This is a genomic window from Sphingomonas radicis, from assembly GCF_051400635.1.
In the GTDB taxonomy this organism is placed as follows: domain Bacteria; phylum Pseudomonadota; class Alphaproteobacteria; order Sphingomonadales; family Sphingomonadaceae; genus Sphingomonas.
This window is the reverse complement of the sequence record NZ_JBLFFG010000003.1, coordinates 75,754-98,895: the sequence shown is the minus strand read 5'-3', so window position 1 is coordinate 98,895 and position 23,142 is coordinate 75,754. Positions and strand designations below refer to the sequence as shown.

Here is a 23,142-nt window from a genome sequence, read left to right as displayed (position 1 = left end):
TGACCCTGTGGACCCCGGCACAAGGCCGGGGTGACGAGGTAGGTGGGATGAAGTCAGCATCCCCACGAACCGGCTTGAACCGCGCGCGCCGAGCCGCCACGCTCACGCAATGCGCATCCTCCTCCCGCTCCTCCTCCCGCTACTCCTTGCCACCCCCGCCGCCGCGCAGGACCGTCCCGACCCCGCCCGCCTCAAGGTCGATGTCGAGAAGCTGGTGAGCTTCGGCACGCGCCACACGCTCTCCTCGCCCGATCACCCGACGCGGGGGATCGGAGCGGCGCGGCGGTGGTTCGGGGCGGAACTTTCGCGGATCGGCGATGCGTGCGACTGCATCGAAATCGCCAACATCGCGCGCGGCTTCACCAACGCGCGTGCGCCGAACGGCGTCGGTGTCGTGAACGTGCTCGGCTTCCAGCGCGGCACCGATCCCAAGCGGGTCGTGATCGTGATGGGTCACATCGACAGCCGCGTGAGTGACGTCATGAATGCAACCGCCGATGCGCCGGGTGCGAACGACGATGCTTCGGGCGTGGCGCTGGTGCTGGAGGCAGCGCGTATCCTCTCGAAGGAGAAATTCTCCGCGACGATCGTCTATGCCGCGCTTTCGGGCGAGGAGCAGGGGCTGTTCGGCGGCCAGCTTCTGGCGGAAACTGCGAAGGAGAAGGGCTGGACCGTCTCCGCGGTGCTCAACAACGATATCGTCGGCAACACGATCGGCCAGAGCGGCGAACGCGTCGCGGACCGGGTACGGGTGTTTTCCGAAGGCATCCGCGAGGTCGAGCCGATCGAGGCGCAGCTAGCGCGCCGCGCAGACGGTGGCGAGGATGACGGGCCGTCACGCGCGCTCGCCAAGGCGATCGACAAGGTCGCGGGAACGGTGCCGGATGGGCTCGACGTGTTCCTCGTCCGCCGCACCGATCGCTTCGGCCGCGGCGGCGATCATTCGCCTTTCCTCAAGCTGGGCTACCCCGCGGTGCGCTTCACCGTGGGCGTCGAGAATTACGACCAGCAGCACCAGGACCTGCGCACCGAGAACGGCAAGGTCTATGGCGATACGGTCGACAAGATGGACTTCGAGTATCTGGCGAAGGTGACTGCGATCAACGTCGCTACGATTCGCCGGCTGGCCAAGGCCCCGGCCGCGCCCGCGAGCGTGACGATCGGCGGCGCGCTCTCGACCGACACGAGCGTCAAATGGGCAGCCGTGCCGGGCGCGGCCGGCTACCGCATCCACTGGCGCCGCGCCGACGCGCAGGACTGGACGAACCACTTAGACGTGCAAGGCACCGAAGCGGTGCTCGAGAAGGTGATCGTCGACGATCACTTCGTCGGCGTATCCGCGCTCGCCGCGGACGGATCGGAGAGCCTGGTGACCTTCGGCGGGCGGCGGTGATCTGACAGGGCATCTTCTCCCGTTCGCCCTGAGCCTGTCGAAGGGCGCTATCCAGACGGCTCGCCTAGAGTTTGATCCACCCGAGTTGAAGCAAGCGGTTCCCCGGCGAAGGCCGGGGCCCAGTTGCAACACCCCCAACGAAGCGCGGGGCGCTCTCCAGAGCGCGGCGATACTGGGCCCCGGCCTTCGCCGGGGAACCGCTCGAATCAAATGAATTTGACTTTAGCGTGCGCCCTTCGACAGGCTCAGGGCGAACGGGGTTTCCGTCCCCGATGACCGATCGGCTACCCGCCCAGCCGCGGCGCCAATATCCGCATCAATGCCTCGCACCCTGCGGCATCGCCATGGTCGAACCGCGCCGGAATCGGACTATCGAGATCAAGCACGCCGATCAGCTCGCCCTGGTGGACGATAGGCACCACTAGTTCGGACCGGCTCGCCGCATCACAGGCGATGTGCCCGGGAAAGGCGTGGACGTCCTCCACCAGCTGCGTCTCGCGCGTCGCGGCGGCGGCACCGCACACGCCCTTGCCGAAGGGAATCCGGATGCATGCCGCCTTGCCCTGGAACGGCCCGAGCACCAGCTCGCCGCCCAGGTTGCGATAGAAGCCGGCCCAGTTGAGATCGGGCAGATACTGCCAAATCAGCGCGGAGACGTTGGCCATGTTGGCAATCGCGTCCGGCTCGCCCGCGGTAAGCGAATCGAGCGCGGCGGCGAGGTCGCGGTAGAGATCGGACTTGCTGCCCGAAGCGATGTCGAAAGCGTACATGCACCCGCATGTAGGCGCAGCCGTGCGCTAGCGGGAGGGGTATCATGCAGCGTCATCCGGCTGCGGCCGAGGCCACTTGCAAAATAGGATTTCGCTTGCTCTGCTCAACTTGCCGGCTCGCCCGGCCGCTCTTTGATAGCTGCGCCACGGGCGCGAAATAATATTGCGAGATGAATCGCGTTTCCGCCAAAAGAGTCAAAACTGGAGGGGCGCGCCGGTCAATCCAGCCGCACCTTGCCGCGCCCGGCCTTCACCTCGCTGCGACCCTTCTTGGCGTCGACGCGCCGCGCCTTGGCGGCCTTGCTCGGCTTGGTCTTGATCCGCCTGGCCTGGCGCTCGTGCGCCTTGTCGATCAGCTCGGCCAGGCGCTCGCGGGCGTCGGCGCGGTTGGCCTCCTGCGTGCGGAATTTCCGGGCCGTGATCACCAGCTCGCCCGCTGACGTCAGCTTGGTGCCGGCAAGCACCTTGAGCTTCTGATAGGCATAGGGCGGCAGGCCGAGCTTGAAGACGTCGACGCGCAGCTGCACCGCAGTCGCGACCTTGTTGACGTTCTGCCCGCCCGGACCCGAGGCGGCGAGGAACTTCTCCTCGACGATCGCCTCGTCCGGGATTTCAGCCACGGCCGAAGCCGGCGTTGTGGAAGCGCACCGGCAGCGGCGCCTCGGCATGAACAGCGGGCTTGCCATCGCGCGGCACCGTCAGTTCCGCGGCATGGAGCATCACCGCGGGGCCGCCCTTGCCATAGACCGGGTCGCCCAGGATCGGCACGCCCAGCCCTTGGGCGGCATGGACGCGGATCTGGTGCGTCCGCCCGGTCTCGGGGAAGAAGGCGAGCATCGCCTTGCCGCCGACGCGCTCGACCACTTCCCAGCGGGTGCGCGCGGGCTTGCCCTTGGCGTCGCCGGTCATTCGCCAGCCGGTCTCGGCGGTGGAGACCTTGATCAGCGGCAGATCGATCTCGCCGCGGTCCTCGGCAGGCTCGCCGTCGAGGATGGCTAGGTAGCGCTTGACCACCGTCCCCGCTTCGAACGCCTGGGAGAAGCGCTTGTGCGCCTTGGGATTGCGCGCGAGCAGCAGGCAGCCGCTGGTGTCGCGGTCGAGCCGGTGGACGGGCAGGGGCAGGCGCTGGAAGCCGAAGGTCAGCTGGCCGAGCAGATCCTCGAGACTTTCGGAGCGATCGCGGGGGCGGTCGACCGGCAGGCCCGCGGGCTTGTCGATCACGATCGCTTCGCCGTCGATAAAGAGTACGCGGTCCTGGAACATGCCGCCCCCATGCCACCGCGCGCGTGCGAGCGCCAGCATGGGTCTGCCATATGCTGCCATCCGTTCGCGCTGAGCTTGTCGAAGCGCCGTTCTCCACTTTGCGCCGACGGTCCAGAGAAGAGCTGCCCTTCGACAAGGTTTGACAGGGCAGGAATGATGATCCTTTTGCTCGATGCCGCGTTTTCGCTGCCGATGCCCATTCCGGGAGCGTTATGAGGTTGCGCGTGCGTCGTTCGGCCCTGGCCCTTCTCCTCCTCTTCCCCTTTCCCTCCGCCGCGCCTGCCCAGGAACAGGCCGCGCCCCCCGCCAAGGTGGTGCGCCTCTACAATCACCTTCCCTATGGCCAGGCGAACCCCGCCATCCTGGTGCCGGTCACCAGCCTTCCCGGCTGCACGCTCGCCTATGATGCCGCCGCCGATCTCGAGCGCCTGCTCGCCGCCGCGCGGGGCGAGGGTATCGATCTGGGCGCTGTGTCGTGCTTCCGCTCGATCGAGCACCAGCGCCGCGTGTTCTGCGGCGGGGCGATCGACTGCGGCTCGATCGCGGCGCTGCGGGCGCGCTTCATCGCGCCGCCCGGGCACAGCGAGCATGCCACCGGCTATGCGATCGACTTTGTCCAGCGCAACACCGGCTGCCGCGCTGCCGAGCAATGTTTCGCCCTGACCCCCGCCGGCAAATGGCTGATGCGGCGCGGGCCCGATTTCGGGTTCGAGCTCTCCTTCCCTGCCGGCAACAAGCAGGGCGTCGGCTGGGAGCCGTGGCACTGGCGCTGGGTCGGCCGCAGCAGCGACATGGGGCTGCAGGCACAGGCCGCGCGCTCGCGGTTCGCGACGGCGCACGCCAGCTTCCCGGCCCAGCCTGCCGTCCCGCGCCCGCAAGCGAAAGCGGCGGCCGGGCATTCGCCTGACCGCCGCTCCGTCGATACCGCGCGGGGAGGGGGAGGTTACGCGGTTTCGAGCTCGCCGGCTGTGGACGCGGCGATCTTGTTGGCCAGCTCGGCGATGCGGCGGCCCTGATAGCGGGCGCCGGCAAGCTCGACTTCGCTCGGCAGGCGGCTGCCGTCGTTGTCGGTGATCGTCGTCGCGCCATAGGGTGAGCCGCCCTTGACCTCGTCGACGCCGTTCTGCTCGGCGAAGCCATAGTCGAGACCCACCACCGTCATGCCGAAGTGCAGCAGGTTGGTGAGGATCGAGAAGAGCGTCGTCTCCTGCCCGCCGTGCTGGGTGGCAGTCGAAGTGAAGGCGCCGCCGATCTTGCCGACGAGCTGCCCTTGGTACCAGACGCCTCCGGCGCGATCCCAGAACGCCGCCATCTGGCTCGCCATTCGCCCGAAGCGGGTCGGTGCCCCGACGATGATGCCGTCGTAGTTGGCGAGCTCGTTGACGTCCTCCAGCACCGGGTGGCTGGTGTCGGCGACGAAGCCTGCCGCGGCCACCACCTCGGCGGGAGCGGTTTCGGGAACGCGGCGAACATCGACCTCGGCGCCGGCACTGCGGGCGCCCTCGGCGACGGCATCCGCCATCTTCGCCAGATGGCCGTAGGAGGAATAGTAGAGAACGAGGATCTTCGACATGCGATGTCTCCCTTCAAAATGGAGCCGTCATCCCGGCGGAAGCCGGGATCTCATGCGGCCTGAGACCCCGGCTTTCGCCGGGGTGACGATTGGTGGTTATTCCGCGTCGACCAGGACGATCTCGGTGTCTTCCAGCGCCTTGATGGTGACGGTCTGCCCGCCCGAGAGCGCCGCGCCGTCGCGGGCTTCGAAGCGCTGGCCGTCGATCTCGATCGCACCCACGGCGGGGACGAGATAGGCATGCCGCCCGTCGCCTACTGTGTGCTCGACGCTCTCGCCGGCCTTGAGCGTCGCCCCGAGCACCCGGGCGTCGGCCCGGATCGGCAGCGCGTCGCTGTCGTCGGCAAAACCGCTGGCCAGTGTGACGAACTTGCCCGAGCGGTCGCCCTTGGGGAAAGGCTTGGCGCCCCAGCTGGGCTGGCCGCCGGTCTCGCGCGGCAGGATCCAGATCTGGAACAGCGTCGTCGTCTCGGGCTCCAGGTTGTATTCGGCGTGGCGGACCCCGGTGCCCGCGCTCATCACCTGGATGTCGCCGGCGCCGGTGCGACCCTTGTTGCCCATCGAGTCCTGGTGGGTGATCGCGCCCGAGCGGACATAGGTGATGATCTCCATGTCCTTGTGCGGGTGCGGCGGGAAGCCCGAGTTGGCGGCGATCTCGTCGTCGTTCCAAACCCGGATCGTCCCCCAGCCCATGCGGGCGGGATCATGGTAGTTGGCAAAGCTGAAATGGTGACGCGCGTTGAGCCAGCCATGGTCGGCGTGGCCCAGGCTTTCGAAGGAGCGTTTCTCGATCATCGCTGATCTCCCATCTGGTGTTGCCGCCAAGATAGGCGTTGCGATTGGTGCGTAAATGGAAACGTTGGAAACCGATCGTTTCCGATGTATGAAAGGCGTAGAAGGTGGGAGGTTGAATGAAGCTGCCGGATTTCGAAGCCTGGGCTGCCTTTGCCAGCGTGGTCGAGCATCGTTCGTTCAGCGGCGCCGCGGTTGCGCTCGGCGTTTCCAAGGCGACCGTCTCGAAGGCGATCAGCCGGCTGGAGCAGCGGCTGGGGACGACCTTATTCCACCGCACATCGCGCCGGCTGACGCTCACTGAAAGCGGACGGGCGCTATCCGAACGTGCGCAGCGGATTCTGGCCGAAGGTGTCGCGGCAGAGGAGGCTGCGCTCGAATCGGCGAGCGCCCCATCCGGGCTCGTCCGCGTCGCGGCGCCGCTCACTTTCGGGATCACCCATGTCGGGCCAGCAGTCGCCGATTTCCTTGCCGAAAATCCCGGGATCAAGATCGAGCTGTGCCTGTCCGACGCGCGCGTCGACATCGTCGCCGAGGGATTCGACATCGCGCTCCGTATCGCCAATCTGCCCGATAGTTCGCTGCGTGCGCGGCGGCTCGGGGCGATCCCGGGCCATATCGTCGCCTCGCCGGCCTATTTCGCGCGGCACGGGCGGCCCCGGCATCCCGCCGATCTCGCGAGCCATGCCTGCTTCGCCTACACCAATCTGGCCAACCCCGATGTCTGGCGCTTCCGCCGCCCGGGCGGCGAGGAAGCGGTGGTGCGGATAGAAGGACCACTCGCCACCGACAGCGGCGACGCGATGCTCCCGGCGCTGCGTGCCGGACTGGGCATAGCGTACCTGCCCGAGTTCCTGGTCGGCGAGGACCTGCGCGCCGGGACGCTCGAGGCGGTGCTGCAGGAATGGACTTCGGCGCCGGTGGCGCTCCACCTGCTGACGCCACCGGGTACGCTCCGGCCTGCGCGCGTCGAGACGCTGATCGACTTCTTTACCGAGCGCTTCCGCACGCTTTGCGAGACCGCCCAAAACCCTGCTCAGCGTTCGCACGTTCATACGTAATAGTCCGTGTAAGGAATTCCCCGCGACTCGTGGATTCAGGCCGGTTAGGACGAAATTAACCTTTTGCCTTCAGAGGTGCTTAGGTTAATGAATCGTCCAGCGCGTCGGCCACGGGGCTCCAACGCGTAGCTTAATGGACAGGGGATACCGGCGATGCGCGTGCTGCTGATCGAGGACGAGCCTTCGACTGCCAAGGCGATCGAGCTTATGCTCGCGGCCGAGGGATTCAACGTCTACACCACCGATCTGGGCGAGGAGGGCTTGGACCTCGCCAAACTCTATGATTACGACATCATCCTGCTCGATCTGAACCTTCCGGACATGCACGGCTATGACGTGCTCAAGAAGGTGCGTGTCGCCCGCGTGCAGACGCCGGTGCTGATCCTGTCGGGCATCAACGAAATGGATTCCAAGGTGCGTTCGTTCGGCTTCGGTGCCGACGATTACGTCACCAAGCCCTTTCATCGCGAAGAGCTGATCGCGCGCATCCACGCCGTGGTCCGCCGCTCGAAGGGCCATAGCCAGTCGGTCATCCGCACCGGCAAGCTCGCCGTGAACCTCGACGCCAAGACGGTCGAGGTCGATGGCGCCCGTGTGCACCTGACCGGCAAGGAATATGCGATGCTGGAGCTGCTCTCGCTCCGCAAGGGCACCACGCTCACCAAGGAAATGTTCCTCAACCACCTTTATGGCGGGATGGACGAGCCCGAGCTCAAGATCATCGACGTCTTCATCTGCAAGTTGCGCAAGAAGCTCAGCATGGCATGCGAAGGCGAGAACTATATCGAGACGGTCTGGGGCCGCGGCTATGTGCTGCGCGAGCTCGAAGGCGCCGAAGCCGAAGAGGCAGTTACCGCCGTCGCCTGATAGGAACCGAAGCGGGGGCTTTGCGAAGGCCGCGGCTGCCATAGGCGCCGCGGCCTTCTTGCATTCACGCGCCCTAGCGGCGACGCACCCGCCGTTCGAGCGCATGTTGCTCGGCACGGGCGAGCAGCGCCTGGAGATCTTCGCGGCTGACGTCGAAGCTCTCGTGCGCCTCGGCGAGCGCGGCGTCGATGTCCTCGGCGAGCAGGCTGGGCCGAACCGGCAGGCTGGCCGGACGATGCGGGTAGCTGTGGCCGGAGATGCGGTGAAAGGCCACGCCCATCACCGCGAGCGCCACGGCGTTGATGCCCACCGGCGCGAGCACGAAATCGGGGCCGAGCCCCGCGCCGAGCACGGGCAGCAGCGCACAGGCGCCGCCGGGCGGATGGAGGCAGCGGAGGAGGGACATGGCGGTGATCGCTAGTCCCACCGCTAAGCCGGCGACCCACGGGCCGTGGCCCAGCAGCGCAGCGCAGGCGAGGCCGACCGCGGCGGAGATCATGTTGCCACCGATCACCGGCCACGGCTGCGCAAGCGGGCTCGACGGCACGGCGAAGACGAGCACCGCCGAAGCCCCCATCGGCGCAACCAGGAAGGGGACGAGCGCATCCGGCGTCTGCGCCACCGAGCAGACGAGCGCAGTGATCGCGATGCCGGCGAACGCGCCTAGGCAGGCGAGCAGCCGGTCGCGCCAGTTGGCCCCGGCCAACAGGAGGTGGATCTTCTTCACGGGTTCAGCTGTGGGTCTTCGAAAGGTCCGCGGAGATCAGGAGGGTCGGCAGCGTGTGGCGGTCACTTGCGCTGCCACACGCGGTTCCCGCCGACCCAGGTCTCGAGCACCTGGGTGCCGCGCAGCTCGGCAGGCGAGGCGAGCAGCGGATCGCGATCGAGGATCAGGAAGTCGGCGCGCATCCCCACCGCGAGACGGCCGATCCGGTCCTCCGCAAAGCCCGCGAAGGCGGCGCCGGTGGTGAAGGCGGCCCATCCCTGCTCGCGCGTCACCGCTTCCTGCGCGCGCCAGCCGCCGAGGGGCTGGCCGTCGGCGTCCTGGCGCGTGAACGAAACTGCCCAGCCTGCCCACGGATCGGCGCTCTCGACCGGATAGTCCGATCCGAACGCCAGCTTCGCGCCGTTCTGGAGCAGCGAGCGCCACGCATAGGCGCCCGCGAGCCGCGCCTCGCCGAGCCGCGCTTCCGCCATCGCCCGGTCCGATGTCTGATGCACCGGCTGGACGGAAGCAATCACGCCCAGCCTGCCGAAACGCGCGAAATCCTTGGGATCGATCACCTGCGCATGCTCGATCCGCCAGCGGCGATTGTCCTTGTAGGTCTGCGAAAGCACTTCGATCGCGTCGAGCGCCTGCTGGTTGGCGCGGTCGCCGATCGCGTGGACGGCGATCTGGAAGCCGTCCATCGATCCGCGCGCCATCAGGTTGAGCAGCTGGTCGTCGGCCAGGAAGCCAAGCCCCTTCTCCCCGGGCGCGTCGGCGTAATCGGCCTTGAGCCACGCGCCGCGCGAGCCCAGCGCGCCGTCGGTGTAGAGCTTGATGCCGCCCATCCGCAGCCGATCGTCATAGAGCCAGGGGGTGGGTGCCTGGCCACCGATCGCCAGCGCAGTCTCCACGCCCGAGGCATAGCTCATGATGCGAACCTTGAGCAGGCCGAGGTCGCCCATGCGACGATAGGTCGTCCAGTCGTCGACCGATGTGCCCATGTCGGCGGTGGCGGTGATGCCGAGTGCGAGCAGCCGGTCCTGTGCCGCCAGGAAGGCGGCGTTGCGCTCGCGCGGCGTCGGCTGGGGCAGCACCTTCGTGACCAGCGCCATCGCCCCGTCGACCAGCACGCCCGTGGGCTTGCCGCCCGCGGCACGTTCGATCCGTCCGCCGCTCGGATCCTTGGTCGCCGTCGTGATTCCGGCGACCGCCAGCGCGCGGCTGTTCGCCCAACCCGCATGTCCGTCGATCCGTTCGAGCCACACCGGTCGGTCGCCGACTGCGGCGTCGAGTTCGGCGGCGGTCGGGAAGCGGCCGAGCTTCCATCGTTCCTGATTCCATCCGCCGCCGATGATCCATTTGGTCGGATTGGCGGCGGCATAGGCGCGGATCTTGGCCAGCGCTTCGTCGAGCGAATTGGTCGCCGAGAGGTCGAGCTGGAGCAGCTGGTAGCCGAGCCCCATCACATGGCCATGGGCGTCGATCATGCCGGGGACGAGCGTCTTGCCGCCCATGTCGATCCGCCATTCGAGCTTCTTGGGGCGCCGTTCCTTGCCCGTCAGGAACCGCGTGATCTTGCCGTCGCTCCGGAAGAGGATCGCCCTGAAGCGGACCACCTGGCCCTTTTCGTCCAGCGTCATGCCATTGACGTTGTCCACCATCCCCTCGGCGCGGGCGGCAGGAGTGAGGAACAGCGCCGCGATGGCCGCGAGCGGGGCCAGCAGACGGCCGGACAGGTTCGTTTTGCGCATAGACCCTTGCGCATAGGGCCTGTTCCCCCGTGGCGCCAGATGGTCTAGGCGGGACCAGTTATGGCAACCAAAGCAGCTCCGGCGGCCGCGCCGCTCCCCGTCACGATCGAAGACGTCCGTGCAGCGCAGGCGCGTATTGCGGGCCAGATCGTGCGGACGCCCACTTTGGTGAGCAAGACGCTGTCGGAGCTGACCGGCGCGACCGTCTATCTCAAGTTCGAGAATCTGCAGTTCACCGCCGCCTATAAGGAGCGCGGGGCGCTCAACACCCTGCTCCAGCTCGACGAGGCAGCGCGTGCCAAGGGCGTGATCGCGGCGTCGGCGGGCAATCACGCGCAGGGCCTTGCCTATCACGCGACGCGGCTCGGCATCCCGAGCACGATCGTGATGCCCAAGAACACCCCCACGGTGAAGGTCACCCAGACCGAGGGCCACGGCGCGAACGTGGTCCTCTACGGCGAGACCTTCGACGCCGCCTATGCGCACTCGCGCGAGCTCGAAGCGGAGATGGGGTTCACCTTCGTCCACCCGTTCGACGATCCGCGCGTGATCGCCGGGCAGGGGACTGCGACGCTCGAGATGATCGAGGATGTTCCCCATCTCGACACGCTGGTGGTGCCGATCGGTGGCGGTGGGCTGATTTCGGGCGCGGCGACCGTCGCCAAGTCCGAGGGCCGCAACATCGAAGTGATCGGCGTCCAGGCCGAGCTCTACCCGTCGATGTACAACCGCCTCCACCATACGGACATGCCCTGCGCGGGCGACACGCTGGCCGAGGGTATCGCGGTAAAGGAGCCGGGCGGCATCACCTCCAAGCTGGTCGAGGCGCTGGTCGACGACATCATCCTGGTCGGCGAGCGCCGGCTCGAGGAGGCGGTGAGCCTGCTTCTCCAGATCGAGAAGACCGTGGTCGAGGGGGCCGGCGCGGCGGGGCTGGCGGCGCTGCTCACCGAGCCCGAACGCTTCCGCGGGAAGACTGTCGGCACGATCCTGTGCGGCGGCAACATCGACACGCGGCTGCTCGCCAACGTGCTGCTGCGCGATCTCGCTCGCTCAGGCCGTCTCGCGCGCCTGCGCATCCGCCTCCAGGACCGTCCCGGAGCGCTGTTCCACGTCGCCCGGATCTTCCACGAGCAGGGCGTGAACATCATCGAAGTCTATCACCAGCGCGTGTTCACGACGCTGCCTGCCAAGGGGCTGATCACCGACATCGAGTGCGAGACGCGTGATCGCAATCACCTCGATCGGCTGATCACTGCGCTGCGCCGCGCGCAATATGAAGTGAGCCAGGTCGAACTCGCCTGAACGCGACGATCCGACGAAACGAATCGCTTCCGCGGTGAGTTGAGTCTGGCGGCGATTCACGGTGCCCGACGCCCAGTGTATTCTGCCTTGGAGATAGTCTGTCCGCGCGTTCCGGCGCTGCGGCTCGTTGACGGATGCGGTTAATGTCCCAGCTCCGCGCACATGCGCGTTCGCAGCTAAGTCTTTGTTTCGCTTCCGATCGTTCTACTTGCGGCATTAACCTTCTTTTATAGTAAACCCGCTTTTCATCATGCTCGCGGCGCTCCATAGTCGCAGCGACGGACCAATTCCGGGCCGGCTGAGAGGGGCGACAGAGCGGTGACTGCACTTTCCCGTTTTCCGCGTTTCTTCGTGACGAGCCCGAGTCCATGCCCCTATCTTCCGGGGCGCCAGGAGCGGAAGATCTTCACCGAGCTTTCGGGCCAGCACGCGACCGAGCTCAACGACGCGCTCGGCCGCATCGGTTTCCGCCGCAGCCAGTCGGTCGCCTATCGGCCGAGCTGCGCGGGCTGCACCGCCTGCGTCTCGGTGCGTGTCGTGGCCGACCAGTTCCGCCCTAACGCCAGCCAGCGCAAGCTCCTCAAGCGCCATGCCGATCTCGAGGTTACCGCCTGTAAGCCCTGGGCGACCGAGGAGCAGTTCGAGCTGCTCCACCGCTACCTGCAGACGCGCCATCCCGGCGGCGGCATGGCGGCGATGGACGAGAACGACTATGCCGACATGGTCGAGCAGTCGCCGGTCAGCTCCTATGTGATCGAATATCGCGAGCCGTCGATCGATGGCCGCGGGCGGCTGGTAGGTGCCTGCATCACCGATCAGCAGGCCGACGGCCTCTCGATGATCTACAGCTTTTTCGAGACCGGAGACGAGACGCGCCCCTCGATGGGCAACTTCATCATCCTCGATCACATCCTGCGCAGCCGCGCGGCGGGCCTGCCCTATGTCTATCTCGGCTATTGGGTGAAGGGATCGGAGCGGATGGCGTACAAGACGCGCTACCGCCCGATCGAAGTGCTGGGCCCCAACGGCTGGTCGCTGCTCGCCGACGAAGACGTGGCAACGGGGATGCCCGAGCCCAGCCGCGTAGCGGCGCTGGCCTGAGGGGCGGGCGCCCCGTTTAGGGATATCCTCCGTTCGCCCTGAGCCTGTCGAAGGGCGGGCTTCCACAAATTGGTTGCTTGCGGATGACGCCCTTCGACAAGCTCAGGGCGAACGGGTGGTCTTGCGGGCGATCCGCTCGACGTTAATCCGAGCTTTCAGGCCGCGTATTTCACCGAGCAGCCATAGGGGCGCGTCTCGGCCACCGAGACCGGCTTGCCTGCCTTCATCTCCCCCAGCGCCGCCAGCACATGGTTGCGCGCCTTGGCGATGTCGGCGGTATCCGCGGTCGCCCGATCGTCGATCCCGCCCTTGTAGACCAGCCTGCCGCTGCCATCGATGATGTACATGTGCGGTGTCGTCTTGGCGCCATAGACTTTGCCGATCAGCCCCTTGGGGTCGAGCACATAAGTCGTCGGGCTGGCCTTTTCGTCGGTAACGAATTTCTTCGCCTCGGGTCCGGTCATATAGCCCTGCTTGTCGGGCGCGCCCGAATTGACCGTCAGCCACACCACGCCCTGGCTTTTCGCCGCGGCCTGGGTCTTCTGCATGTTGCCGCTGTCGTAATGCTTCTGCACGAAGGGGCAGCCCGGGTTGTTCCATTCGAGCACCACGGTCTTGCCGCGATACTGCGAGAGCTCCACGACATTGCCGTTCATGTCATAGGCTTTGAAATTGGGCGCCGCTGCGGCAAGCTCCGGCTCGGCCGCAAGCGGTGCAGCAAGAATCGCGGCGCCGGCGGCAGCAAGGCCGGCCAACATCCATCTGCTCATCCAGCATCTCCTCTTTCAGCCCCGCTCGCGAGGTCGCGCAGCATTGCCTGCGTCAGGATCTGGGGCAGGACCTGCGGTGCGTCCTCGCTCGGCTTGTACCACAGATAGAGCGGAACGCCTGCACGATTGTGCTGCTCTATGAAGCGCCCGAGCGCAGGATCGCCGTTGGTCCAGTCGCCGACGAGCACCGCTACGTTGCGATCGGCAAAGGTCCTGGCGATGTCCGCGGTCTCGATCACGGCCTTCTCGTTGACCTTGCAGGTCACGCACCAGTCCGCGGTGAAATAGGCGAAGACGGGCCGCCCGCTCGCCCGCAGCTCGGCCAGCCGCGCTTCGCTGAAGGGTTCGGCGCCGGCGATCGCGGGGGCTGCGGTTCCCGGGGCAGCGGGGCGCACCAGCGCCAGCGAAGCGAGCGCGAGAAGCAGCAGCGGCACCGCCGGAAGCCAGGCATGGCCCGCCGCGCGCGTCTGCTGCCGCCCGGCCCACCAGAGCCCCAGCGTGGCGAGCATCGCGGCGCCCAGTCCGATCGTCATGCCGCTCACGCCTGCCTGCTGGCCGAGCACCCAGGCGAGCGCGAGCGCGGTGGCGAACATCGGGATCGACAGGATCCGGCGCAGCGTCACCATCCAGGCGCCGGGTCTCGGCAGCCGCCGGCGCAGCGCCGGCACGAAGCCGAGCAGCAGGAAGGGCAGCGCGATGCCCAGCCCAAGTCCGGCGAAAACGGCGAGCGCGGCGGGCCAGGGCAGCACCAGCGCGGCGCCCAGCGCAGCGCCCATGAACGGGCCGGTGCACGGCGTCGCGACGAAGGCGGCGAGCGCGCCGGTCGCGAAGGCGCCGCCGGTGCCCTTGGCCGCCGCACGGTTGACCAGCCCCGGCGCATTGATCTCGAACAACCCGGCAAGATTGAAGGCGATCGCCGTGACGAGCAGGAGGAGGAGCAGGATCACCCGCGGGTCCTGGAGCTGGAACGCCCAGCCGAGGCTCGCGCCGCCCGCCCGCAGCGCCAGCAGCGTGCCGCCGAGCGCCAGGCACACCAGCACCACGCCCCCGGTATAGGCCAGCGCCTCGCCGCGCGGATTGCCCTCGGCATCATTCGCCTTGGCGAGGCTCAGTGCCTTGAGGCTCAGGATCGGGAAGACGCAGGGCATGATGTTGAGCAGCAGCCCGCCCAGCACCGCGCTTGCGAATGCGATCAGCGCCGCACTCCAGGGCATCGCCGCGGGCGCTTCACGTGCGGGTGGTACGCTGCCAGGCACCGCGCGCACCGAAAAGCCCTGCGCTCCGAAGGCGAGCACGCCCTCGATCGGCCCCGGCGCGCGCTTGCCCACGGTCTCGATCACGATCCGGTCGCCGTCACGCGCGGCCTTCTGCGGCGCGGCATAGTCGAGCGCGCCATCCGTCACCGGGTAGAAATAGGGCTCGCCTTCGGTTCGGGCGCTGGCCGGCCACGGCACGGCGACGCGGAAGACCTTGTTCTCGACCTGATAGGTCGCCTGGCTGCCCAGCGGCCGGGGCAGTGCGGCGCGCCAGCCGTCGAACTGGCGCCGCCGCTCAGGGCTGACCGCGCCGTCGCCGATCTGAAGCGTGGTCGAAAGCTCGGCCTTCTCTGGCACGCAGATCTCGTCGGTGCAGACCAGATAGTCGAGTTTCACGCGCACAGGGAAAGCGCCGCTCGCGCCTGCCGGCACCTTGAGCGTCACCAGCGGCGCGAACGGGTGCTCGTAGACATAGTTCATCAGCCCCGCGATCAGCAGGCGCTGCGGAACCGGATAGCGGATCTCGCCTGCGCTGGCGCCCTGCGGGAGCGTCCATTCGGCGCGCGCGGGCAGGCCGGCGTCGCCGGGGTTGCGCCAATAGGCGTGCCAGCCCTTCTCGGGAGTCGAGGCGAAGGCGAGCGTGATTTCGCTGCCGGCTGCCGGGCGATCGGTCTCGGCAACCAACTCGATTTGAACATGGCGAGCGTTGCCGGGCGCCTGCGCGCGTGCAGACTGGCCCAGAACCAGCAACAGCAGCGCCATCAATCCGAAACCAAGCCTAGCCATGGAGCGACCTTGCCGAGGAATTGCTGTTCGCCCAATAGCAGTCCGGTTCCATTTGCACACGCCGGGAAGGGTCCCCGAAATGAAGTTGTTCCGCCCGATCGCCGCCGCTGCGGCGCTGCTCTCTGCCGCGCCCCTCGCTGCGCAGGAGGCCGCGTCTCCCGCCGGGCAGGCTGCGCCGGCCGCACCGCCCAAGCTCCTGGTGGTGATTTCGGTCGATCAGCTGTCCGCGGACCTCTTCGCACAATATCGCGGCCAGTTCACTTCGGGGCTCGCCCGGCTGCTGTCGGGTGCTGTTTTCCCGGAGGGCTATCAGACGCACGCTGCTACCGAGACTTGCCCGGGCCATTCGACGATCCTCACCGGCGCCCGGCCGTATCGCACCGGCATCGTCGCCAACGATTGGACCGACTTCAACGCACCGCGGGCGGACAAGACCGTCTATTGCGCCGAGGACGAGGGCGTGCCGGGCAGCGATTCCGGAAATTACGTCGTATCGGACAAGCATCTGAAGGTCTCGACGCTCGGCGAATGGATGAAGGCCGCCAACCCGGCGACTCGCGTGGTCTCGGTCGCGGGCAAGGATCGCGCGGCGGTGATGATGGGCGGCCACCAGATCGATCAGGCCTGGTGGTGGAAAGACAGCAAGTTCGTCTCGTTCGTCGGCCGCACCACGCCGACGCTGGTCGAGCGGATGAACGGCTATGTCGCCGCACGGATCGCCGAGGCGCAGGAGCCCATGGAACTTCCCGAATTCTGCCGCGCGCGCAGCCGGGCGGTCACGCTTCCCGGCGGGATGACCGTGGGTGACGGCCGCTTCGCGCGCGCCGCGGGCGACGCCAAGGCCTTTCGGATCTCGCCCGAATTCGACGAAGCCGTGCTCGCGCTGGGCGCAGGAATCGCTGCCGACATGCAACTGGGCCAGGGCGCCCAGACCGATCTGTTGATCCTCGGCGCCTCGGCCACGGATTATGTCGGCCATGCCTATGGGCCGGGCGGGGGCGAGATGTGCCTCCAGCTCTTCGCGCTCGACCAGGCGCTCGGCAAGCTCTTCGGCGTGCTCGACCAGACCGGCGTCGACTATGCCGTTGCGCTGACCGCCGACCACGGCGGCAACGACATCCCCGAGCGCGGGCCGGCGGCGGACGGAATCACGCCCTCGCGCGCCGATCCGGCGCTCCGCGCGAACGCCATCGGCGACGAGATCGCGAAGCAGCTCGGGCTTTCGGCTTCCCCGCTGACGGGAGGCGTGTTCGGCGACATCTATGTCGATCCCAAGCTGCCTGCCGGCCAGCGGGAGACCGTGCGTAAGCTGGCGATCCGCCGCTATGCCGCGCACCCCCAGGTCGAAGCCGTTTATACGCGCGAGCAGATCCAGGCGACGCCGCTCGCCACGAGCGCGCCGGAGAAGTGGTCGATTCTCGAGCGGCTGCGCGCCTCGTTCGATCCCGAGCGTTCGGGCGATTTCTACGTCGTGCTCAAGCCGCGCGTGACCCCGATCCCGGTTCCGCGTGCGGGCGGGGTTTCGACCCACGGCACCGTCTGGGACTATGACCGCCGCGTGCCGATCCTCTTCTGGCGCAAGGGGATGCAGGGTTTCGGGGCGCAGCGCTCGGCGGAGACGGTGGATATTGCGCCGACCCTCGCCGCACTGATCGGCCTCAAGGTGCCGGTGGAGGTCGACGGCAAATGCCTCGACCTGGACGCCGGCCCCGGCGACAGCTGCCGGAAGTAGTTTTTTCCCCTACAATCCTCCCCCGCCAGGGGGAGGTGTCAGCCGCGGGCTGACGGAGGGGGCGGATGCCAGAACGCATCAGCCGGCGTGCTTCCTCCCCCTCCGTCGCGCTTCGCGCGCCCCCTCCCCTGGCCGGGGAGGATAGGTTCAACGTCAGCCCTTCAGCATCTTGATGATGCCCGAGAAGTCGAGCGTCGCGCCTTCGCCGTTGACGAACTTCTCGTAGAGCTCGGCGGCACGCGCGCCCATCGGCGTCTCGGCGCCCGTGGCCTCAGCGGCCTCCATCGCCAGCTTCAGGTCCTTCAGCATCAGCGGCGCGGCGAAGCCGCCCTGATAGTCGCGATCGGCCGGACTCTCCGGGCCGACGCCGGGCACCGGGCAATAGCTGGTGATCGACCAGCTCTGCCCCGTGCTCACCGAAGCGATGTCATAGAAGCGCTGCGGGTCGAGCCCCAGCTTCTCCGCGAGCGCGAAGGCCTCGCAGGTCGCGATCATCGTCGCGCCCAGGATCAGGTTGTTGCAGATCTTGGCTGCCTGGCCCGCGCCGCTCGCGCCGGCGTGGATGACGGCCTTGCCCATGTCGGTGAGATAATGTTCGGCCTGCTCGAAGGCCGCCGCGCTGCCACCGACCATGAAGGTGAGCGTGCCGGCGTTGGCAGCGGCGATCCCGCCCGAAACCGGCGCGTCGACCGCCGCAAGCCCGTGGTCGCTCGCCGCCCGGGCGATGCGCCGAGCGGTTTCGACGTCGATCGTGGAGCAGTCGATCAGCACCGCGCCCGCGGCTGCGTTAGGCAGCACGCTCTCGCTATATACTTGATCGACGTGCTTGCCGGCGGGCAGCATCGTAATCACGGCCTCCGCGCCGTCCACCGCCTCGGCCGCGCTACCCGCGGGAAGGCACCCGGCCTTCTTCGCGCGATCGAGCGCCTCCGCCGAAAGGTCGAAGGCACGCACGTCGTGCCCCGCCTTGGCGAGGTTGGCGGCCATACCGCCGCCCATGTTGCCCAGCCCGATGAATGCTACGCGTGCCATGTCACTTCCCCGTCCATTTGCCCGGGCGCTTCTCGACGAACGCCGCCATTCCTTCCTTCTGGTCGGCGGTGCCGAACAGCGCGTGGAACAGCCGGCGCTCGAAGGCGACGCCCTGCGCGAGCGTGGTCTCGTACGCGGCGTTGACCATTTCCTTGTTCGCCAGCACCGCGAGCGGCGCCATCGACGCGATGCTCGCGGCGGTCTTGACCGCTTCGTCGACCAGCTCGGCGGCGGGGACGATGCGGCTGACCAGCCCGGCACGCTCGGCCTCGGCGGCGTCCATCATCCGGCCGGTGAGGCACATCTCCATCGCCTTGGCCTTGCCCACCGCGCGGGTGAGGCGCTGCGACCCGCCCATGCCGGGGGAGACGGCGAGCTTGATTTCGGGCTGGCCGAACTTCGCGCTGTCGGCGGCGAGGATGAAGTCGCACATCATCGCCAGCTCGCACCCGCCGCCCAGCGCATAGCCGGCGACCGCGGCGATGATCGGCTTGCGGGTGCGGGTGAACGCGTCCCAGCCGGCGAAGAAGTCGTGGCCGTACATGTCGGCAAAGCCCTGCGCCTGCATCTCCTTGATATCGGCGCCCGCGGCGAAGGCCTTCTCGCTGCCGGTGATCACCGCGCAGCCCTGCGAGGGATCGGCGTCGAATGCCTTCATCGCGGCCAGCAGCTCGTCGAGCACCTGGCTGTTGAGCGCGTTGAGCGCCTGCGGGCGATCGAGCGTCACCAAGGTGACGGCGGCGCGCTTCTCGACGCGGATGCTTCCGTACGACATCAATTCCTCCCTTCGTCATCCCGGCGGAAGCCGGGATCCGGAGCGCCCGGCGGTGGGACCGCCGACTCTGGGCCCCGGCTTCCGCCGAGGTGACGGTTAATTTTCATTCCGGCGTCCACGCTTCGCCTTCGGGCATCGGCGCGAAAATGCTGTCGAGCAAGGCGTCGCTCACACCCTCGGGCGTGGCGGGGTTCCATTTCGGCGCATTGTCCTTGTCGAGGATCACCGCACGCACGCCTTCGATGAAATCGGGGCGTTGCGAAACGCGCGATGCGACGGCGAATTCCTGTACCATCTCGCTGGCGAAGTCGGCCCTGCGCGCGCCTTCGCGCAGCAGCCGGAGCGAGACCTTGCACGCCTGCGGCGACTTGGTGCGCAGCGTCTCGAGCTCTTTCCTCGCCCATTCGTCCTCGCCCGCCTCGGCCTCGAGCGCAGCGATTATGTCCTCGAACCGGTCCGAGGCGAAGGTGCGGTTGATCGCCTGGTGGTTGCGCACGATCCGCGCATCGGGGGCCGGGGAGGAAAGCGCGGACAGCACGGCTTCCACCGACGCGGGATCGGCGGCGATGCGCGCCTTGGCCTCGTCGAGCTTGTCGGAATGGAGATAATGCGTCGCCAGCCCCAGCGCGACGCATTCGGCGCCGTCGAGCCGCGCGCCGGTGAGCGCGATGAACTGGCCGACGCGCCCGGGGAGGCGCGACAGGTACCAGCCGCCGCCGACGTCGGGGAACAGCCCGATCCCGGTCTCGGGCATCGCGAACTTGGTGTTCTCGGTCGCGACGCGGTACTTCGCCGGCAGCGAGATGCCCACGCCGCCGCCCATGGTGATGCCGTCCATGAACGCGACGATCGGCTTGGGCCAAGTGAACAGCCGGTGGTTCATCCGGTACTCGGTGCGGAAGAACTCGCGCGCCGCGCTGCCGTCGCCCGCGCCCGATTCGGCGATCAGGCGGATGTCGCCGCCGGCGCAGAAGCCGCGCCCCTCGGCGTGGTCGATCAGCACGATCTCGACCGAGTCGTCGCTCGCCCAGCCGGTGATTGCGTCGAGAATCGACGCGCACATGCCCGTATTGAGCGCGTGGAGCGCTTTCGGGCGATTGAGCCGGATGCGCCCGGCGCGGCCTTCGACCTGGGTCAGAACTTCATCGGTCATGTCCAAACTTCTCGAAACTCGCGCTTGTGAGGAAAGAAAATAGCGAAGTTCGTTCTTTCTATGTTCTAATGTTCCATGGCAGATTTGGCGTGTGTAGGACAGTCTTTCGTCACCCCGGCGAAAGCCGGCGCCCGGGGATTCTCTGCCGCACCGCTTTCGGCTCTGGATCCCGGCTTTCGCCGGGATGACGTACGATGCGGCACGCGGGCGCTCATTGCCGCGTGAGCTCGCGGCCGACGATCATCCGCATCACCTGGTTGGTGCCCTCCAGGATCGAATGGACGCGCAGGTCGCGCCAGAAGCGCTCGATCGGATAGTCCATCAGATAGCCGTAGCCGCCGTGGAGCTGGAGCGCGCGATCGACCACCGACGAGCCGGTGTCCGTCGCGAGGCGCTTGGCCATCGCCGCGAAACGCGTCTTGTCGGGCGCGTTGTCGGTCACCTTGGCGGCGGCGAGATAGAGCAGCGCGCGGGCCGCCTCGAGCTCGGTCGCCATGTCGGCGAGGGTGAACTGGGTGTTCTGGAAGTCGGCGATCTGCTTGCCGAACTGCTGGCGTTCCTTGGTGTAGCGGATCGCCTCGTCGAGGCAGCGCTGCGCGCCGCCGAGCGAGCAGGCGCCGATGTTGAGCCGGCCGCCGTCCAATCCCATCATCGCGAAGCGGAAGCCCTCGCCCTCGGCCCCGACGCGGTTCTCGACCGGCACGCGGACGTCCTCGAAGGTCACCTGGCGCGTCGGCTGCGAATGCCAGCCGAGCTTGCGCTCGTTGGCGCCGAAGCTGACGCCAGGCATATCCTTCTCGATGACGAGGCAGGAGATGCCCTTGGGGCCTTCCTCGCCCGTGCGGACCATGGTGACGTAGATCTCGTTCTCGCCCGCGCCCGAGATGAACTGCTTCGACCCGTTGACGACATAATGATCACCGTCCCGCACCGCGCGCGTCTTGAGCGCGGCGGCGTCCGAGCCCGAGCTGGGCTCGGTGAGGCAGTAGCTCGCCATCCGCTCCATGGTGATCAGGCTGGGGAGATACTTGGCCTTGAGCTCGGCGCTGCCGAACCGGTCGATCATCCAGCTCGCCATGTTGTGGATCGAGATGAACGCGCTAGTGGAGGGGCAGCCATAGGCCATCGCCTCCATGATCAGCGCCGCCTCGAGCCGCCCGAGCCCGATCCCGCCGCTCTCCTCCGAAACGTAGATCGAAGCGAAGCCGAGCTCGGCCGCGGCGCGGATCGTGTCGCGCGGAAAGATATGCTTCTCGTCCCATTCGGCGGCGTAGGGCGTGATCGCGTCGGCGGTGAACTGGCGCGCCATCTCCTGGATCTGGCGCTGCTCGTCGGTGAGATCGAATTGAGTGGTCATGGGGTCAACCGATTATGGGGTGGGCAGTGCGGCGTTGTCCAATCCTCCCCCGCCAGGGGGAGGTGGCGCCGAAGGCGACGGAGGGGGCGGATACCAGAAGGTACCGGCGTGCTTCCTCCCCCTCCGACGCGCTGCGCGCGCCACCTCCCCCTGGCGGGGGAGGATTGGGGGAGCGCCACCGACACCGTCACCCCATCGTCGGAATGACGAATGCGTTCTCGCCGGTCACCGATCCGTCGGGCCAGCGCTGGGTGACGGTCTTCACCTTGGTCCAGAAGCGCACGCCTTCCATGCCGTGCTGGTTGACGTCGCCGAACGCGCTGCGCTTCCAGCCGCCGAAGCTGTGATACGCCACCGGCACCGGGATCGGCACGTTGATGCCTACCATGCCCACATTCACGCGCGCCGCGAACTCGCGTGCGGCATGGCCGTTACGCGTGAAGATCGCGACGCCGTTGCCATACTGGTGCTCGCTCGGCAGGCGCACCGCAGTCTCGAAGTCGGGCGCGCGGACGATCTGGAGGACGGGGCCGAAAATCTCTTCCTTGTACGACTGCATCTCCGGCGTGACGCGGTCGAACAGCGACGGGCCGATGAAGAATCCCTTCTCATGCCCCTGGAGCGTGAAGCCGCGGCCGTCGACCACCAGCTCGGCGCCTTCGTCGACGCCGGTCTGGATCCAGTTCTCGACGCGCTGCTTGTGCGCGGCGTTCACCACCGGGCCGTAATGCGCGTCATTGTCGGTCGAGACGCCGACGCGCAGCTTTTCGATCGCCGGGATCAGCTTCTCGCGCAGCGCGTCCGCGGTCTTATCGCCCACCGGCACCACCACCGGCAGCGCCATGCAGCGCTCGCCCGCGGAGCCGAACGCCGCGCCGGAGAGGTCCGCCACCACCTGATCGAGGTCGGCATCGGGCATGACGATGCCGTGGTTCTTGGCGCCGCCCATCGCCTGGACGCGCTTCCCCGCCTCGACGCCGCGGCGATAAACATAATGCGCGATGTCGGATGAGCCGACGAAGCTCACCGCCGAGATCGCCGGATGATCGAGGATCGCGTCGACCATCTCCTTGTCGCCGTGGACGACCTGCAGGATTCCTTCGGGTAGACCGGCCTCGCGCATCAGCTCGGCGAGACGCACAGGCACCGACGGATCCCGCTCCGACGGCTTGAGGATGAAGGCATTGCCGCACGCGATCGCGACGCCGAACATCCACATCGGGATCATCGCCGGGAAGTTGAACGGCGTGATCCCCGCGCCGATGCCCAGCGGCTGGCGCATCGAATAGACGTCGATCCCGGGCCCGGCGCCCTGAGTATATTCGCCCTTCAAAGCATGCGGGATGCCACAGGCGAATTCGATCACTTCGAGGCCGCGCTGAATGTCGCCCTTGGCGTCGGCGATCACCTTGCCGTGTTCGGAGGAAAGCGTGTGGGCGAGCGAATCCATGTTCGCCTCGACCAGCTCCTTGAAACGGAACATCACGCGCGCCCGGCGCTGCGGGTTGGTCGCGGCCCACCCAGGCTGAGCGGCCTGCGCGGCGGCGATCGCCCGGTCGAGATCGGCCTGAGTGCCGAGCGGGACGCGGGCCTGGATCTCGCCGCTGTTGGGATCGAACACGTCGGACGTGCGCGAAGCGCCTCCGCCTGCATGCCCCGCGATGAAATGGTCGATCGTGCGCATCAAAACTCTCCT

Annotated in this window: 21 protein-coding genes; 7 read left to right on the top strand and 14 right to left on the bottom strand. The window is 67.6% G+C overall.

Annotated elements, in window-relative coordinates; translation table 11 throughout:
* Positions 1-109: 109 nt before the first annotated feature.
* Entirely contained in the window at positions 110-1,393 is a 1,284-nt protein-coding gene (locus ACMGDH_RS12835) for a M20/M25/M40 family metallo-hydrolase (protein WP_436828355.1), read from the top strand.
* Between the two features lie 284 nt (positions 1,394-1,677).
* On the opposite strand, the gene ACMGDH_RS12830 is transcribed toward ACMGDH_RS12835, so the two are convergent.
* The 3 genes from ACMGDH_RS12830 to ACMGDH_RS12820 all read right to left on the bottom strand — a co-directional run bounded on the left by ACMGDH_RS12830 (position 1,678) and on the right by ACMGDH_RS12820 (position 3,426).
* On the bottom strand, positions 1,678-2,163 hold the full coding sequence (locus ACMGDH_RS12830) for a GAF domain-containing protein (protein ID WP_436828354.1): 486 nt from the start codon (positions 2,161-2,163) through the stop codon (positions 1,678-1,680).
* Between the two features lie 218 nt (positions 2,164-2,381).
* Positions 2,382-2,783: an alternative ribosome rescue aminoacyl-tRNA hydrolase ArfB gene (gene arfB / locus ACMGDH_RS12825; protein ID WP_436828353.1), complete on the bottom strand. Its 402-nt coding sequence runs from the start codon at positions 2,781-2,783 to the stop codon at positions 2,382-2,384.
* Entirely contained in the window at positions 2,776-3,426 is a 651-nt protein-coding gene (locus ACMGDH_RS12820; protein ID WP_436828629.1) for an RluA family pseudouridine synthase, read from the bottom strand. Before ACMGDH_RS12820 ends, arfB begins: the two co-directional genes overlap by 8 nt.
* Before the next feature lie 224 nt (positions 3,427-3,650).
* Here ACMGDH_RS12820 and ACMGDH_RS12815 point away from each other — a divergent pair, with 224 nt between their 5' ends.
* On the top strand, positions 3,651-4,442 hold the full coding sequence (locus ACMGDH_RS12815; protein WP_436828352.1) for a M15 family metallopeptidase: 792 nt from the start codon (positions 3,651-3,653) through the stop codon (positions 4,440-4,442).
* Here ACMGDH_RS12815 and wrbA read toward each other — a convergent pair.
* On the bottom strand, positions 4,370-4,999 hold the full coding sequence (wrbA, locus tag ACMGDH_RS12810; protein ID WP_436828351.1) for an NAD(P)H:quinone oxidoreductase: 630 nt from the start codon (positions 4,997-4,999) through the stop codon (positions 4,370-4,372). The two genes, ACMGDH_RS12815 and wrbA, sit on opposite strands and share 73 nt — an antisense overlap.
* A 96-nt stretch (positions 5,000-5,095) precedes the next feature.
* A complete protein-coding gene (locus ACMGDH_RS12805) occupies positions 5,096-5,794 on the bottom strand; it encodes a pirin family protein (protein ID WP_436828350.1) in 699 nt (232 codons plus the stop codon).
* A 116-nt stretch (positions 5,795-5,910) separates the two neighbouring features.
* Here ACMGDH_RS12805 and ACMGDH_RS12800 point away from each other — a divergent pair, with 116 nt between their 5' ends.
* Complete coding sequence (locus ACMGDH_RS12800; RefSeq protein WP_436828349.1) at positions 5,911-6,852, top strand: LysR family transcriptional regulator; 942 nt, start codon at positions 5,911-5,913, stop codon at positions 6,850-6,852.
* A 153-nt stretch (positions 6,853-7,005) separates the two neighbouring features.
* Positions 7,006-7,719, top strand: a complete 714-nt coding sequence (gene ctrA, locus ACMGDH_RS12795) for a response regulator transcription factor CtrA (RefSeq protein WP_436828348.1) — start codon at positions 7,006-7,008, stop codon at positions 7,717-7,719.
* A gap of 73 nt (positions 7,720-7,792) precedes the next feature.
* Here the strand turns inward: ctrA and ACMGDH_RS12790 are convergent, their stop codons facing one another.
* Together ACMGDH_RS12790 and ACMGDH_RS12785 are read right to left on the bottom strand one after the other, a co-directional pair.
* Positions 7,793-8,446, bottom strand: coding sequence for an HPP family protein (locus tag ACMGDH_RS12790; protein ID WP_436828347.1), 654 nt, complete (start codon positions 8,444-8,446; stop codon positions 7,793-7,795).
* A 62-nt stretch (positions 8,447-8,508) separates the two neighbouring features.
* Complete coding sequence (locus ACMGDH_RS12785; protein ID WP_436828346.1) at positions 8,509-10,179, bottom strand: amidohydrolase; 1,671 nt, start codon at positions 10,177-10,179, stop codon at positions 8,509-8,511.
* Positions 10,180-10,239: 60 nt separating this feature from the next.
* On the opposite strand from ACMGDH_RS12785, the gene ACMGDH_RS12780 reads away from it, so the two are divergent.
* Entirely contained in the window at positions 10,240-11,484 is a 1,245-nt protein-coding gene (locus tag ACMGDH_RS12780) for a threonine ammonia-lyase (RefSeq protein ID WP_436828345.1), read from the top strand.
* A 318-nt stretch (positions 11,485-11,802) separates the two neighbouring features.
* Entirely contained in the window at positions 11,803-12,585 is a 783-nt protein-coding gene (locus ACMGDH_RS12775; protein WP_436828344.1) for an arginyltransferase, read from the top strand.
* A gap of 155 nt (positions 12,586-12,740) precedes the next feature.
* Here the strand turns inward: ACMGDH_RS12775 and ACMGDH_RS12770 are convergent, their stop codons facing one another.
* Complete coding sequence (locus ACMGDH_RS12770) at positions 12,741-13,355, bottom strand: redoxin domain-containing protein (protein WP_436828343.1); 615 nt, start codon at positions 13,353-13,355, stop codon at positions 12,741-12,743.
* Positions 13,352-15,397, bottom strand: a complete 2,046-nt coding sequence (locus ACMGDH_RS12765) for a protein-disulfide reductase DsbD family protein (RefSeq protein ID WP_436828342.1) — start codon at positions 15,395-15,397, stop codon at positions 13,352-13,354. Before ACMGDH_RS12765 ends, ACMGDH_RS12770 begins: the two co-directional genes overlap by 4 nt.
* Before the next feature lie 79 nt (positions 15,398-15,476).
* On the opposite strand from ACMGDH_RS12765, the gene ACMGDH_RS12760 reads away from it, so the two are divergent.
* Positions 15,477-17,129 (top strand): alkaline phosphatase family protein, encoded by a 1,653-nt coding sequence (locus ACMGDH_RS12760; RefSeq protein WP_436828341.1) that lies wholly within the window; start codon positions 15,477-15,479, stop codon positions 17,127-17,129.
* Between the two features lie 153 nt (positions 17,130-17,282).
* Here ACMGDH_RS12760 and mmsB read toward each other — a convergent pair whose 3' ends face one another.
* From mmsB to ACMGDH_RS12735, 5 genes are all read right to left on the bottom strand, one after another.
* Positions 17,283-18,161, bottom strand: coding sequence for a 3-hydroxyisobutyrate dehydrogenase (gene mmsB / locus ACMGDH_RS12755; protein WP_436828340.1), 879 nt, complete (start codon positions 18,159-18,161; stop codon positions 17,283-17,285).
* A 1-nt stretch (position 18,162) separates the two neighbouring features.
* A complete protein-coding gene (locus tag ACMGDH_RS12750) occupies positions 18,163-18,936 on the bottom strand; it encodes an enoyl-CoA hydratase (RefSeq protein WP_436828339.1) in 774 nt (257 codons plus the stop codon).
* A gap of 103 nt (positions 18,937-19,039) precedes the next feature.
* Complete coding sequence (locus ACMGDH_RS12745) at positions 19,040-20,089, bottom strand: enoyl-CoA hydratase/isomerase family protein (RefSeq protein WP_436828338.1); 1,050 nt, start codon at positions 20,087-20,089, stop codon at positions 19,040-19,042.
* 211 nt (positions 20,090-20,300) lie between these two features.
* Entirely contained in the window at positions 20,301-21,446 is a 1,146-nt protein-coding gene (locus tag ACMGDH_RS12740) for an acyl-CoA dehydrogenase family protein (protein WP_436828337.1), read from the bottom strand.
* 187 nt (positions 21,447-21,633) lie between these two features.
* A complete protein-coding gene (locus ACMGDH_RS12735) occupies positions 21,634-23,130 on the bottom strand; it encodes a CoA-acylating methylmalonate-semialdehyde dehydrogenase (RefSeq protein WP_436828336.1) in 1,497 nt (498 codons plus the stop codon).
* Between the last annotated feature and the right edge of the window lie 12 nt (positions 23,131-23,142).